The 13,932-nt window shown below is 38.7% G+C and carries 9 protein-coding genes, 21 tRNA genes and 1 other RNA gene; 7 read left to right on the top strand and 24 right to left on the bottom strand.

Features of this window, described 5'->3' with window-relative positions; all coding sequences use genetic code 11:
• Positions 1–62: 62 nt before the first annotated feature.
• Positions 63–1,406, top strand: coding sequence for a MurT ligase domain-containing protein (locus tag ACO5V7_RS02415; RefSeq protein WP_485484902.1), 1,344 nt, complete (start codon positions 63–65; stop codon positions 1,404–1,406).
• Positions 1,403–2,062, top strand: a complete 660-nt coding sequence (locus ACO5V7_RS02410) for a type 1 glutamine amidotransferase (protein WP_485484901.1) — start codon at positions 1,403–1,405, stop codon at positions 2,060–2,062. The genes ACO5V7_RS02415 and ACO5V7_RS02410 overlap by 4 nt, the downstream gene beginning before the upstream one ends.
• Positions 2,063–2,399: 337 nt before the next feature.
• Here ACO5V7_RS02410 and ACO5V7_RS02405 read toward each other — a convergent pair whose 3' ends face one another.
• The 3 genes from ACO5V7_RS02405 to ACO5V7_RS02395 form a co-directional block, all read right to left on the bottom strand.
• Positions 2,400–6,056 carry an SHIRT domain-containing protein gene (locus ACO5V7_RS02405; protein WP_485484900.1) on the bottom strand — a complete coding sequence of 1,219 codons (3,657 nt, stop codon included), beginning with the start codon at positions 6,054–6,056 and terminating at the stop codon, positions 2,400–2,402.
• Between the two features lie 125 nt (positions 6,057–6,181).
• Positions 6,182–6,901, bottom strand: a complete 720-nt coding sequence (locus ACO5V7_RS02400) for a prepilin peptidase (RefSeq protein ID WP_485484899.1) — start codon at positions 6,899–6,901, stop codon at positions 6,182–6,184.
• Positions 6,902–6,950: 49 nt separating this feature from the next.
• The gene (locus ACO5V7_RS02395) at positions 6,951–8,141 is read right to left on the bottom strand and encodes an AI-2E family transporter (RefSeq protein ID WP_485484898.1); all 1,191 of its coding nucleotides are present in this window, start codon (positions 8,139–8,141) and stop codon (positions 6,951–6,953) included.
• Positions 8,142–8,263: 122 nt separating this feature from the next.
• On the opposite strand from ACO5V7_RS02395, the gene ACO5V7_RS02390 reads away from it, so the two are divergent.
• The 5 genes from ACO5V7_RS02390 (at position 8,264) to ssrA (ending at position 11,895) form a co-directional block, all read left to right on the top strand.
• Complete coding sequence (locus ACO5V7_RS02390; protein WP_485484897.1) at positions 8,264–9,292, top strand: lactonase family protein; 1,029 nt, start codon at positions 8,264–8,266, stop codon at positions 9,290–9,292.
• Positions 9,293–9,398: 106 nt separating this feature from the next.
• Positions 9,399–10,223, top strand: coding sequence for an undecaprenyl-diphosphate phosphatase (locus ACO5V7_RS02385; RefSeq protein ID WP_485484896.1), 825 nt, complete (start codon positions 9,399–9,401; stop codon positions 10,221–10,223).
• Between the two features lie 85 nt (positions 10,224–10,308).
• Positions 10,309–10,671 carry a fluoride efflux transporter CrcB gene (gene crcB, locus ACO5V7_RS02380; protein WP_485484895.1) on the top strand — a complete coding sequence of 121 codons (363 nt, stop codon included), beginning with the start codon at positions 10,309–10,311 and terminating at the stop codon, positions 10,669–10,671.
• Between the two features lie 61 nt (positions 10,672–10,732).
• Positions 10,733–11,455 carry a histidine phosphatase family protein gene (locus ACO5V7_RS02375; protein ID WP_485484894.1) on the top strand — a complete coding sequence of 241 codons (723 nt, stop codon included), beginning with the start codon at positions 10,733–10,735 and terminating at the stop codon, positions 11,453–11,455.
• A 73-nt stretch (positions 11,456–11,528) separates the two neighbouring features.
• Positions 11,529–11,895: a transfer-messenger RNA gene (gene ssrA / locus ACO5V7_RS02370) on the top strand.
• Positions 11,896–12,000: 105 nt separating this feature from the next.
• Here the strand turns inward: ssrA and ACO5V7_RS02365 are convergent.
• The 21 genes from ACO5V7_RS02365 to ACO5V7_RS02265 form a co-directional block, all read right to left on the bottom strand.
• Positions 12,001–12,072 (bottom strand) — tRNA-Glu (locus tag ACO5V7_RS02365).
• 15 nt (positions 12,073–12,087) lie between these two features.
• Positions 12,088–12,158: transfer RNA gene (locus ACO5V7_RS02360), tRNA-Gly, on the bottom strand.
• A 14-nt stretch (positions 12,159–12,172) separates the two neighbouring features.
• Positions 12,173–12,245 (bottom strand) — tRNA-Asp (locus ACO5V7_RS02355).
• Between the two features lie 9 nt (positions 12,246–12,254).
• Positions 12,255–12,327: transfer RNA gene (locus ACO5V7_RS02350), tRNA-Val, on the bottom strand.
• A 5-nt stretch (positions 12,328–12,332) separates the two neighbouring features.
• Positions 12,333–12,404: transfer RNA gene (locus ACO5V7_RS02345), tRNA-Glu, on the bottom strand.
• 19 nt (positions 12,405–12,423) lie between these two features.
• Positions 12,424–12,511 (bottom strand) — tRNA-Ser (locus ACO5V7_RS02340).
• A gap of 42 nt (positions 12,512–12,553) precedes the next feature.
• Positions 12,554–12,627, bottom strand: a tRNA-Ile gene (locus ACO5V7_RS02335).
• An 11-nt stretch (positions 12,628–12,638) separates the two neighbouring features.
• Positions 12,639–12,709: transfer RNA gene (locus tag ACO5V7_RS02330), tRNA-Gly, on the bottom strand.
• A gap of 13 nt (positions 12,710–12,722) precedes the next feature.
• A tRNA-Phe gene (locus ACO5V7_RS02325) sits at positions 12,723–12,795 on the bottom strand.
• Between the two features lie 23 nt (positions 12,796–12,818).
• A tRNA-Asp gene (locus ACO5V7_RS02320) sits at positions 12,819–12,891 on the bottom strand.
• A 3-nt stretch (positions 12,892–12,894) separates the two neighbouring features.
• Positions 12,895–12,967 (bottom strand) — tRNA-Met (locus tag ACO5V7_RS02315).
• A 9-nt stretch (positions 12,968–12,976) separates the two neighbouring features.
• Positions 12,977–13,066: transfer RNA gene (locus ACO5V7_RS02310), tRNA-Ser, on the bottom strand.
• 12 nt (positions 13,067–13,078) lie between these two features.
• Positions 13,079–13,152 (bottom strand) — tRNA-Ile (locus tag ACO5V7_RS02305).
• A 13-nt stretch (positions 13,153–13,165) separates the two neighbouring features.
• Positions 13,166–13,239 (bottom strand) — tRNA-Met (locus ACO5V7_RS02300).
• A 16-nt stretch (positions 13,240–13,255) separates the two neighbouring features.
• Positions 13,256–13,328 (bottom strand) — tRNA-Ala (locus ACO5V7_RS02295).
• Positions 13,329–13,336: 8 nt separating this feature from the next.
• Positions 13,337–13,410 (bottom strand) — tRNA-Pro (locus ACO5V7_RS02290).
• A gap of 4 nt (positions 13,411–13,414) precedes the next feature.
• A tRNA-Arg gene (locus ACO5V7_RS02285) sits at positions 13,415–13,488 on the bottom strand.
• A 17-nt stretch (positions 13,489–13,505) separates the two neighbouring features.
• Positions 13,506–13,591 (bottom strand) — tRNA-Leu (locus ACO5V7_RS02280).
• Positions 13,592–13,616: 25 nt separating this feature from the next.
• Positions 13,617–13,688, bottom strand: a tRNA-Gly gene (locus tag ACO5V7_RS02275).
• Positions 13,689–13,702: 14 nt separating this feature from the next.
• A tRNA-Thr gene (locus tag ACO5V7_RS02270) sits at positions 13,703–13,775 on the bottom strand.
• A 4-nt stretch (positions 13,776–13,779) separates the two neighbouring features.
• Positions 13,780–13,861: transfer RNA gene (locus ACO5V7_RS02265), tRNA-Leu, on the bottom strand.
• Positions 13,862–13,932 lie beyond the last annotated feature (71 nt).

Here is a 13,932-nt window from a genome sequence, read left to right as displayed (position 1 = left end):
AAACCACTTTTGATTAAAGTATGCTACAATAGTGAAGAATCTATAAGAAAGGATCGTCAAAATTGAATCTAAGAACACAAGTTGCTTTAGGAGCAGGGAAATTCACTAGATGGGCTCTTAAAACTTTTACAAAAGGTGGCAGTAGCATGCCAGGAAAAGTGGCTCACGCTATTGATCCTACAATTTTAAAATCCCTAGCGGAGAACTACGATGTGATTATCGTCAGCGGAACAAACGGAAAGACATTAACAACTTCCCTTATCGTTCAACTTTTAAAACAAAAATATCCTAATATTTTAACAAACCCAACTGGAGCAAATCTAACTCAAGGGATTGTATCTACTTTTTTAAATCATTCTCCTAAAAAGCTTGAAAAGAACATTGCTGTTCTAGAGGTGGATGAAGCTACGATTAAACATATCACTCCTTATATTGAACCTAAACTATTTGTGTTTACGAATATTTTCCGCGACCAAATGGATCGATTTGGTGAGATATATACAACTTATCAATTTATGCTAGACGGTGCTGCTTTTGCTCCATCTGCCACTATTCTTGCAAATGGAGATGCTCCTATCTTTAATAGTGATGAGTTGCCAAATCCGCGGCTTTATTTTGGATTTAATCATACTGAAGATAGTGAAATGATGGCTCACTACAATACAGATGGTGTACTTTGCCCGCACTGCCAATCTATTTTGCATTATAAGAGCATTACTTATAGTAACCTTGGTAAATATTATTGTCCAAAATGTGATTTTAAACGTCCCGAATTGAATTATGCGGTCACTGCTTTAAATGAATTGTCTTTAACAGGTTCTTCATTTGATATTGACGGTACAACTTTCTCAATTCCAATTGCTGGACTTTATAATATTTATAATGCCTTAGCAGCATACTCTGCTGCTAAATTCTTTGGTCTTACTACGGAAGAAATCCAAGAAGGCTTCTCTAAAGCTCAGCGTGTATTTGGTCGTCAAGAAACCTTTACCGTTGAAGATAAAGAAGTGATGTTGAACTTAATAAAAAATCCAGTTGGATTTAACCAAATCGTTCAACTATTAAGTTATGAAAAAGAATCATTCAGTTTAGGTGTTCTCTTAAATGATAATCCTGCAGATGGTCAAGATATCAGTTGGATTTGGGATGGCGATTTCGAAGGGTTACATGCTTTGAATGCTGTCGATACAGCCATTAGTGGTATCCGTGTTGAAGACCTTGGTGTTCGTATGGAAGTCGCAGGTTTTGAAAATACGAAAGTCTTTAAAACAAATACAGAATTAATCGATTGGATTCACAAAGCTCCAACAAAAAAAGTCAATGTACTAGCTACTTATACAGCGCTACTTAACTTACGTAAAGACTTTGCTAAAGAAGGATACCTTAAGGAAGGGATGAACGGATGAAATTAAGAATCTGTCATTTATACGGAAACCTAATGAACACATACGGTGATAATGGAAACTTACTCATGTTACAACACCGTGCAAAAAAATTTGGATACGAAGTCGAAACTACTCTTATTAGCTTAGAAGAAGACTTCAATCCAAAAGAATTTGATATCGTAATGTTTGGCGGTGGTCAAGATTATGAACAAACTGTTGTTGCAAAAGATCTTCAAAACAAAAAAGATACTTTAATCAAATATATTGAAGATGATGGAGTTGTAGTAGCTATTTGCGGTGGCTTCCAATTATTAGGCCGTTATTACGTAAATGCTAGTGGCGAACGTCTCAATGGGATTGGTGCTATCGACGTTTGCACTAACGGTCAATTTCCAAATCGTTTAATTGGTGATGTTGAAATCTTTAACGAAGAATTTGGAGAAACGTATTTAGGATACGAGAATCATATTGGTAGAACTTACTTAGGTAAAAATATGAAACCTCTTGGAACAGTAGTAAAAGGTTATGGAAATAATGAAGAAGATCATGCGGAAGGTTGTCACTACAAAAACGTGTTTTGTTCTTATTTCCACGGACCAATTCTCGTTAGAAATCAACACCTTGCAGATCGAATTATTCAAACGGCTGCTCAAAGAAGACTTACAAAAAATGCATAAAAAACCTCTATTCAACTTCAATTGGTACTGACCCAAAAAAGCGATTTCCAAAATGGAAATCGTCTTTTTTGATATTCTTATAAATACAATATGTTGTTGGTGGTGTAAACTGGTATATAGTTCCCTAAATTTTTAAAATCGATAATTTAGATAAAAAAGCGAACAAGACAGAACTCTGAGTGTCAGATAATTCGTTTTGTTCGCTTTTTATATTTAAGGTTAGACTTTTGTCCCAGATTCTCAACCTTCAGCTTGAGAATCAGATAGATTTGTCAAACAGTCAAGCAGTTGCTTAAGAATCTTATAAAAGTCGATATACTCTAGATAAAATCAGTATTTAATCATCTTTCCGCTTGCGACCAAGAAGTAATGCTCCTAGACCTGCAAGAAGAGAGCTTGTCATTAGTCCAGTGAGTGAAAGTGGTGCAGTGCTACCTGTATTTGGCAATGTAGCTTGTTTTTCCTTTTCTCCTACTGGACTTTGAGCTGGTGGATTATCTTCAGGTTTTCTTGGTTGAAGTTTATTTACCTGATTATGATCAGCCCCCTGCTCTCCTCCTGGATTCACTGGTGGAACTGGATTTGGTTGAGGTGCTGGTTCATGATGTGGTCTAGGCGTTGCTTCCCAGATACCCGTAAATGTCACGCGATTGCCATTATACGTCGCATTCTTCTGATCGTAACCTTTGAAGGTCCAGACATAGTCTTTGTCTTCTTCAACTACTGATGCTTCAGCAGGTTGTTTGGCTACAACGGTGTCACCAACCTTATAAGAAGCCTCATCATTTGGAAGCATTCCCAAAATACTTTGTGGCAATGGAACACCTGCTTTAGATGATTTGAATACATATTCTGGATTTGGAGTAGGTACCCAGCTTCCAAGGAAAGTCTGTCTGCCTTTTGCTACAACGATTTTTTCTTTATCGTATCCTGCAAATGTCCATGTTACCTTTTTTGCTGTGTCAACATAAGTCGTTTCACTCGGTTGTTCAGCTAGAATTTCCTTAGGATATAACTCATAATCAATTGGGTTTTTCGGAGTCAACTTAGTGATATGATCTGGTAATACGAAATCAGGATTAGTTGATTGGAACTGATAGTCTATACCATTTGGCGTAAAGCTCCAAGATCCTGCGATGCTCTTCACTTTCGTACCTGCAATAGCTTTTCCGTATTTATCCGCATCAAAACCATGGAAGGTCCAAGTACCTGTCGGAACAGTTACTGTGGTGGTGTCAAGTTTGCTTGCATCTTTGTAATCATCAGCTCGTGCAACGAAATCAGTGCCAGCTGGAAGCATCTCGCGAATCTTATTTGGAAGAGGATACGCAGGAGTCGAGTTAGTAAATTTATACTCTAATCTGTAGATTGTATCAGACTGATCAGTAGGAACAAAAATCCATTTTCCTTTGAAGAGAACATCTTCTGTCCCTACTGTTTTCACACGTGGAGAAATCGTCGTATTATCATCTTCATAGTAGTTATCAAAGACCCAAGTTCCTCTGCCATCAGGATCCTCAATTCTTGTTTTAGACGGCATTTTAACGCGAGCTTTTTCACCCTTGACAAATTCTCTTGTGTCAGAGATTAGAGCATATAAAGTATTTGGTGGCGAGATTAAATTACCAGAAGAATCTTTTGAATCTGTATAGAAGTCATAGTAAGCACTATGCCTGTTCGGTTCAAAAGTCCAGTGGACAGTATAAGTAGAGTCCTCATCGTCAGTTGGCTTTTCCACTTCCTCAGGTTGCTTAGAAACCCATGTACCATCATTTTCTTCATCTGTGTATGTGTAAAAATCGCGAAGGACCTTCTTGACATTATCAGAATACTCATCTGGAGAAGTTGTGATAGGAGCTGGAATTTGTGTCTTCAAATCATCAGGAATGGTCTTCCCTGGAGTATCACTCACAAAATCAAAAGAAACTGTCTTATCTCTGTGCGGTGTGAAGGACCAAGTACCGGTAAAGAGAACGGCGTCTTTGTTGACCACCTTACTACCGGCGTCATAACCTTCAAATTTCCAAGTTCCCTTGTTTACAAAGTCCATGTAGGTCGTCTTCAGGGGAGCTGTTGCAAGGACAGTATCGCCATTACTATAGTTTTTTCCAGTGCTTGGAATATAGGTCGTGATTTCCTCTGGGAGAGACAGGCTAGGGTCTTTGCTGACAAACTTATAGTTTTCTGGATAGGTTCCCGGTGTAAATGTCCAAGTACCTGTGAACTTGAGATTCCATCCATCGTGCTCCCAGTCGCTCACTGGTTTTCTATCAAAATCATAGCCCTTAAAGTGCCATGTACCATCGTTAGCTGCATCATAGTAGGAATCATTAAGCGGTTTAACAGCCTGAACGATATCCTTGCCTTTCGGATATGTCTTTCTATCCATATATATCCATTCACTTGGTTCATAGACAGGCTTCAGATTATTAATCTCAGCAGGTAGTGCTTTGCCAGCCGTTCCACTGATAAACTCATAAGTCGGTTTCCGAGGAACTGGTTTAAATGAAAACGTCAATGGCAGTATAAATTTTGGTGCTGTCCCATGTGAAGTCGCCCGTTCTAGTTCACGGTTGAGTGTTAAATCTACTACATCTTCCTCGAAAGTCCAATTCCCTTCATGTTCTGCATCATAGAAGGGTTTGTGGACACGTTGAACGTAATCGTAGCGCTCCAAGGCAGCTAGCGTATCCAGTATATCTTTAGGTAAATACTTATCGCGTTGATCATACTGATTGAAAGTAAGCTTGTAATCGTATAGTTTACTTTCTAGATCCTTTATCTCCTTAGGAAGAGGTAAGTTATATTTGTCGTAGTATGAGGTCTTAGGACTACTTGGTAACTTATAAAAATTCTCCCAATCGTGCTGGTTCACAGCCTTGTAGGATACAATGACATCCTCAAAGTATTTCCAAGTTCCTACAAACTCCACATCGCCATGGTTTACCACTTTACTTGGAGCATCAAAGCCAGTCAAGGCCCAATAACTTTTTCGGTTAGGAAATTCTTCTGAAGTATAAAAAACCCAGTGAAATTCTTGTGCTTTTACTACTTCACCCTCAGCAAATCTTCTTTTATCTTCTGGACTCCAGTTTGCAAGAAAAGCAGGCGGAGTTTTTTCAGGTGAACCATTAACCGCTCTATAGGTAGCCTTGTATGGTGTTGGTGTATATTCCCACTTACCTTTGAAGAAAATATCATCTTTGTCAATCACCTGACTATCATAGTCATAGCCCTTAAAGGTCCATCTACCACTTCCATCATTCTCTACATAAGTTGTTTCAGTTGGCTGGATGGCCTTTACTTTATCGCCCTTTTTGTAGATTTTTGTGTCTTCTGGCTTCAAGTAGTTCAGACCAAATGGAACCGTTTTTCCTGGTGTAGCACTTTCAAACTCATAAACTGCCGAGCGAGGAGTCTTATCTTTGTCTGGGATGAACTTCGGATTTTTATCACGAAGACCTGAATTGACAAAAGTCACGAGATTACGATAAACTTTATCAATTTCTTCTTGATTTGTCGCAGTTTGAAGCACACCATCGGCAGCTGTCATTACACCATTCAAGATTTCTAGACTATCGTCTGTCTTACTCGAAAAGTCCTTGCTACGCAACTCTTTGAGGTAGTTCTCCAGAGTGCTCTTATTGAGACTGGTATTTGCTGGAGTTGCTTGGGCAGTGCCTGTAGCTGGTTGGGCATTTCTAAAGCCTGTAGATGCTAGTGCTTCACTTGTCTCTGCTACGGTAGATTCCGAAGAGCTCAAAGAAACTTGGTTTTCTTTCTGAGGCTCTGCTTGATCTGTCGCAGAAGAGCCCCCCGAGACCTGACTCTCTGCTTTATTCTCCACTTGTTCAGTAGTCGTAAGCTCATCCGCTTGAGCTACTTGAGCGGCTCCCATGACCGCAGGCGCAAACAAAAATCCAATCGCAAGTGACACAGTAGCAACTTTCAATTTGCGAATTGAATATTTTATCTTTTTATCCTGAAAAAACATTTCAGTCCTCCTTTTATTTTATTATTGCCACTCTATCATAAATAGTTAATATTGTCGACTTTATTGATATTCTCGAAAATACTATATCTTGTGTCTAGTGTAAACTGGTATATAGTTCCCAAAATTTATATCCATTGGATTGAAAATAAATAAGTCAATAGAGCGCTATTACTAATAAAAGGAGCAAAAGGAATTTTTTCATGCACCTTGTTTCTTTTAGAGAGCATCATCCAACCAATCACCACTCCTCCAGCAACGACAAAGGAAAAGAGTCCGACAAAGAGAATTTGACTTGGTGAAAAATAAAGACCTAATGTAGCTAAATAGTACACATCTCCCATGCCTAAAACTTCCTCTTTCCAGACCCATTTCCCAATACCATAAACAGTGAAGTATAAAACGAGACCACTCATCATGGATAGCATTGCTTCTTCAACTAAATTCATTCTGAAGCAGAAATATCCTATTACTAGAATCAATAACATGCGTAAATCTACTTCAAACGAATCAAAATCGATAAGTGCTACCAGCATACACATTGTGCAAAAGAAATATCCTCTAACCTCCATAGGTTGTTTTAAAAAAGCTACTAATACGAATAAAATGGCAAATGTAATTTCTACTAAGAGGTAGCGTATAGAGATTGACTGTTTACACCATCGACACTTTCCACGTAAAAAGAGATATGAAAAAATAGGTAGTAAATCCAAAGCACATAGTGGATGATGACAATGGGGACAATACGATCTTCCATGAATAAAATCTTCTCTCTTAGTAACTCTTAAGCTAACCACATTTACAAAACTTCCAATAACTGCTCCAATCACACCAATCGCAAAAAGCATAAAAAAACCTCCCTTACTAAATATTACGTTTTGTAAGAGAGATTTGGTTTTAATTTTCTTTAGTTATCACAATTTCAATAGTTTCTTCTACTTCCTCTTCGGGAACGTAATACAAACCAGAATAGTCTTTATACCATGCAAAGAAGTGAGTTACAAATACTTTAATCACTGCATAAACAGGTACGGCAATCAATAAGCCCGTTAGTCCAAACATTTTACCAGCTGCCAGTAAGATCACTAAAATTGTCACTGGATGCATCTTTAATGATGAACCAAGAATTAACGGTTGAAGAACACGACTTTCAACTAATTGTTCAATGACATAAACTAAAAATACTTGAAGCGCTAGCGATGGATTTGTAACGAAAGCAATAATGAATGCTGGAACTAATCCGATAATTGAACCAATATATGGGATAATCGTTAATAGTCCTGCAATCATCCCAATCGTTACTCCATATGGTAATCCGATAATCGCATATCCAATCATATAAGTAATCCCAACAAAAATCGCAACTAAGATTTGGCCACGAATATATGAACTGACTTGTTGGTTCATTTCATGTAGCATCACGCTAATTTTATGTTGAGAGCGAGTTGGAAATAATCGCGTAATCGAAGGAATGACTTTATTTCCATCTTTCAATAAATAATAAAGAATAACAGGCATAGTCATAAGTGTAATTACAATCTCACCAACGATTCCCACGACGCTCCCAATACCACTAAATGTGAGGTTTAAGACACCATTGAGTCGTTCTGTTATCGATTGAATGAAATCCATATTAATCGTGTTAAATTGCTCTTGCAACGCTGTAAACCAGCTTGATTGCATAAATTTTTCAACTTGATCACTAATAATTTGATAGTAGTAAGGTAATTGAGAAACTAAATCTAATAATTGCTTTTGAATAATCGGAACTAAGCTTGTCACAATCATTACAAATACGAACACGACACCTAACAATACTCCTAGAATTGCAATTCCTTTTGGAACCTTTTTGTTCACTAGAACATCATAAATTGGTTTTACTAAGTAGTACACTACTGCACCACAAGCAACTGGAACTCCGACTGCCGAAATAAATCCTTTAATTGGATTCAATAAGTACGATGTTTGCGAGAATAAAATCAAGTTAACAAGGAGCAATAATAAAATAAGCAATCCTGTCACTAATTGATTATCTAAAAACCATTTCCAGAACCATGTTTTGTTCTGGTTTTCAGGTTTATTATTCATAAAATTCCTCCTTATCACATTTTCCTCTAGTGTATCATATTTTTCGCATCTATGATTAACATTTGATTAGATTTTACAAAAAATTGTATAATTATTCTATATTGTGATTCGGAGGGAATCGTATGAATGAAAAATTTTATTTAGGAACATATACAAAACGAGTTAGTAAAGGAGTATACTCTGTAACTCTCAATAAAGAAACCGAACAACTAGAATCTCTTATATTAGAAGCAACTATCGATAATCCAACTTATCTCTCTTACGCGAAGGATGACCAATTATTATTCGCAGTAGGAAAAGCAGAAGAATTCTGCGGTATTTCAGCAAATAATGCACAAGTTTCTCCACTAGAAACCTTTGTAAGTTATAATGACCAGCAAGCAGTGCCTTGCTATATTCGTTATAACGAAAAAACAAGAGATGTACTGACTGCCAACTATCATGGAGGATTCGTTGAATTATATCACTATGATAAAGAATCAAAGAATTTTACTGCAATCGATAAAAAAGTTCACACTGGTTCAAGTATTCACGTAAACCAAAGTTCTCCACATGTTCACTACACTGACTACACACCAGACGAAAAATGGATTATAGTTTGTGACCTTGGAATCGATACTGTATTTACTTACAAACGTACAGAAGACGGATTAGAAGAAGTCGCACAATATAAAACAAAAGAAGGGAGCGGTCCTCGTCATCTATCCTTCCATCCAGCGCTTCCTATCGCTTATCTGATTTGTGAACTCGATGCAACTATCGAAGTCCTCTCTTATAATAAAGAAAATGGAATATTTACAAACCTTGACAAAATTGCCCTGACCACTGAAAATCAACAATCTTGGGGAGGAGCCATTCATATTACAAGCGAGGGAGATTTTCTCTATGCTTCTAATCGTGGATTTGATGCGATTTTTACTTTCTCCATTAATAAAGGAACTGGACTTCTGCAACACGTACAAACAATCGATAGCTACGGTTTAATTCCAAGAGATTTCCATTTAAGTTCTGATGAAAATTATATCGTTGTAGGACACCAAGAATCTGATAACTTAACCTTATTTAAACGTGATAAAGCAACAGGCAAACTTTCATTACTTCAAAAAGATTTCTACGCTCCTGAAGTGGTTTGTGTGATTCCAACTGTTTAAACTCTTATTATATGAAAAATATTTCAAAATTTTTATAAAATCGTTGCTAATCACAATCAGAAAGAAGTATAATCGTTGTTATCAGATTTTATAAAGGAGTGGAAAAATGCTTAATCTTATCGAGATTATTAAAACTATTATTTTAGGAATTATCGAAGGCGTTACTGAATGGCTACCAATTAGTAGTACAGGTCATTTAATTTTAGTAAACGAGATTATTCAATTGGACGTTTCTGCTAAATTCCAAGAAATGTTTAATGTTGTCATTCAACTTGGAGCCATCATGGCAGTTGTACTAGTGTATTTCAACAAATTAAATCCATTTGCGAAAAATAAGAAACGTAAAGAATTCATTGAAACTATTGATCTTTGGAAGAAAGTGATTATCGGATGTATCCCAGCCGTTATTTTAGGATTCATTTTGGATGACTTTATGGATGATTATTTTAATAAACCAATCGTTATCGCATTGGCTTTAATTGTATATGGGGTTGCTTTCATTTACATCGAAAGACAACACAAAAATGTCGAACCGAAAATTAAAAGCTTTAAAGAGTTAGATATTTTGACGGCTATCAAAATTGGACTCTTCCAATGTTTAGCTCTTGTACCTGGAACAAGCCGTTCTGGATCAACGATTCTTGGTGGTTTACTTGTTGGGACAAGTCGTTCAATCGCTACTGAATTTTCATTCTTCATGGGAATTCCAATCATGTTTGGTGCTAGTGGATTAAAATTATTGAAATTTGGATTCCACTATTCATTTGCTGAGTTTATTATTCTAGTAGTTGGATCAATCGTTTCATTTGTTGTTTCACTATTCGTAATTAAATTCTTATTAAAATACATCAAACAACACGATTTCCAAGCGTTTGGTTGGTACCGAATTGCACTCGGAATTATTGTTCTTGGAAGTTTACTCTTTAAATAAAGTAAAAGCTGGATTTACTCCAGCTTTTTATTTTTTACCAAAAAAAAGGTATAATGAATGTATTCAAATTAGAAAGAAGGATACTATGTCAATACTTTTTGTCGGAATTGGTGGAGCGATTGGAGCAATTCTCCGTTATTTACTTTCTCAACTTCCTTTCCAACATTATTTTCCATTAAAAACACTACTAATTAATTTACTTGGTTCGCTTGCCATCGGATATTTAAGTGCTAAATTCCAACAGGCACATTGGTTCGAAGGAGATCAGTGGCTTTTAATTACTGGAGTCTGTGGTGGCTTTACTACTTTTTCAACATTCAGTTTGGAATCCCTCCAGTTAATCCAAAATGGGAATACTCCCCTTGCGATTTTTTATATGATTGTAAGTCTAATCGGAGGTCTCTGTTGTGTGGGAATCGGATTTTTTCTTGGAAACTCTTCATTTTAAATTAGCAATTTTTTAAAAATCAGTTTACAATAGAATAAAGAACAAGAACGGAGGTCTTTTTATGACGAAAAAAGGGGTAACTTTATATTTTATGCGACATGGAGAAACCGTCTTTAACCGCTACAATTTAATGCAAGGATGGTCTGATACTCCTCTAACTAAAGAAGGTCGCCTTGATGCTATTCGTTCTGGTTTAGGAATGCGAGATGTTCATTTTGACGCAGTCTATACTAGTGATTTGCGTAGAACCGTTGAAACTGCACAACTATTTCTTAAAACTCATCCAAATCGTGATAACCTCACTATTGAAATGATGCCAGAATTTCGTGAAGTTTTCTTTGGAAGCTTAGAAGGAAAATCTGCGAATGACTTATGGAGTGAGTTGTATAAAAAACTTCAAAGAAACTTTGATGACTTGGGTGGAAGAAATATCCAAGAAGAATTAAATGGTTTGAAAGAGCTAGATCCCGATCATCTTGGGGAAAACTTTATGGAGTTTTGGTTACGTGTTGAAAAAGGTTTACTAAAGGTAGTCAACCAACACAGAGATACAAATCATAATGTACTGATTGTCAGCCACGGTATGACTATTCGAAATATGCTTCATGAATTAATCCCAGACTTTCAATTATCAGAACTTATTGGAAATGCTTCATTGAACATTGTTGAATATTCAGAAGGGAAATTCAATTTGAAAGCATTAAATCAAACGAATCACTTTGCTCTCCGTAAAGAAGCAAAAGATGACGACTTTAGCTTTATTCCAATAAAAATGCGTGATTAATAAAGAATTGCATGTCATTTAAAACTTTGTTACAATAAGAACCTAGGGAAATCCCTAGGTTTTTACTTTATACGGGGTCGTTACGGATTCGACAGGTATAGGTTGAGCTTTCAATGCATTCCGTAGGTTACGTCTACGTAAAAACGTTACAGTTAAATATAACTGACAAACAACAAACAAACACTTTAGCTTTCGCAGCTTAATAACTGCTAGCTAAGATCTGTCCGGCATCGCCCATGTGCTCGGGTCCAGGTCCTATAACCAGTGGGATACGATTCACTTTTCCGTCTGTCTAAGTGAATAAGAGATTATCAGGCTAGCTTAAGATAACGCTTGTTTTTCAGCTAATCAGTAGCGAAATATAAATAGATAAACTATGAATGTAGATTTGATTGTGTCGATATACTTGGACAGGGGTTCGACTCCCCTCGGCTCCATTATTTTACGAAAAAAATCTCCTTATTCACTAGAATAAGGAGATTTTTTCTGTTTATATTCCGATAATTATTAAAACAAAAAGCCTTCTTTTCAGTAGGCTTAAGCGATGACCCGTACGGGACTCGAACCCGTGTTACCGCCGTGAAAGGGCGGTGTCTTAACCGCTTGACCAACGGGCCAATATAATAGAATAAAGCGGGTGACGAGAATCGAACTCGCGACAACAGCTTGGAAGGCTGTAGTTTTACCACTAAACTACACCCGCATTTTTATAAAGAGCGGTCCCGACGGGAATCGAACCCGCGATCTCCTGCGTGACAGGCAGGCATGTTAACCCCTACACCACGGAACCACTATGAGATGGAGGTTAACGGGATCGAACCGCTGACCCTCTGCTTGTAAGGCAGATGCTCTCCCAGCTGAGCTAAACCTCCAAATATGACCCGTACGGGACTCGAACCCGTGTTACCGCCGTGAAAGGGCGGTGTCTTAACCGCTTGACCAACGGGCCAGGATAACAAATAATAAAACGGAGAAGGAGGGATTTGAACCCTCGCGCCGGTTTCCCGACCTACACCCTTAGCAGGGGCGCCTCTTCAGCCTCTTGAGTACTTCCCCATCATCCAAGATTTTATTATTTCCTAATAACAAAGTTATTAATGGGCCTAAATGGACTCGAACCATCGACCTCACGCTTATCAGGCGTGCGCTCTAACCAGCTGAGCTATAGGCCCTAAATATTTAAAGCGGGTGACGAGAATCGAACTCGCGACAACAGCTTGGAAGGCTGTAGTTTTACCACTAAACTACACCCGCATTATATTTAGAATGGCTCGGGACAGAATCGAACTGCCGACACCTTGAGCTTCAATCAAGTGCTCTACCAACTGAGCTACCGAGCCTAGCGAATATTATATTCATCTAACGGTCCCGACGGGAATCGAACCCGCGATCTCCTGCGTGACAGGCAGGCATGTTAACCCCTACACCACGGAACCTAATTGCGGGAGTAGGACTCGAACCTACGACCTTCGGGTTATGAGCCCGACGAGCTGCCAACTGCTCCACCCCGCGATAATATTAAGGAGGATAAGGGATTCGAACCCTTGCACGCTTTTACACGCCTGACGGTTTTCAAGACCGTTCCCTTCAGCCGGACTTGGGTAATCCTCCAAGATATAACTATGGACCTTGTAGGACTCGAACCTACGACCGGACGGTTATGAGCCGTCTGCTCTAACCAACTGAGCTAAAGGTCCAAGCTCTAAAGAATAGCGGCGAAGGGGATCGAACCCCCGACCTCCCGGGTATGAACCGGACGCTCTAGCCAGCTGAGCTACACCGCCATGATATTAAATTAAATGGAGACTAGCGGGATCGAACCGCTGACCTCCTGCGTGCAAAGCAGGCGCTCTCCCAGCTGAGCTAAGCCCCCATAAGAAATCGGGAATACAGGATTCGAACCTACGACCCCTTGGTCCCAAACCAAGTGCTCTACCAAGCTGAGCTAATTCCCGAATATGCACCCAACAGGAGTCGAACCTGTAACCGCTTGATTCGTAGTCAAGTACTCTATCCAATTGAGCTATGGGTGCATTGTATATTTAGTTAATGCCGAGGACCGGGGTCGAACCGGTACGGTCATCACTGACCGCAGGATTTTAAGTCCTGTGCGTCTGCCAATTCCGCCACCCCGGCATGGGCCATGGTTTTACATTGGCAAAGCGGAAGACGGGGTTCGAACCCGCGACCCCCACCTTGGCAAGGTGGTGTTCTACCACTGAACTACTTCCGCAAATTTGGTTTTAATGCCGGCTAAAGGACTTGAACCCTCGACCCTCTGATTACAAATCAGATGCTCTACCAACTGAGCTAAGCCGGCTAAGTGCGGGTGAAGGGACTCGAACCCCCACGCCTCGCGGCGCTAGATCCTAAATCTAGTGCGTCTGCCAATTCCGCCACACCCGCAATTTCTACTATGAGAATGAGTGATACAGGGCTCGAACCTGTGACCCTCTGATTAAAAGTCAGATGCTCTA

It is taken from the genome of Granulicatella sp., assembly GCF_057274575.1.
This window is presented reverse-complemented; position numbering and strand designations above follow the sequence as displayed.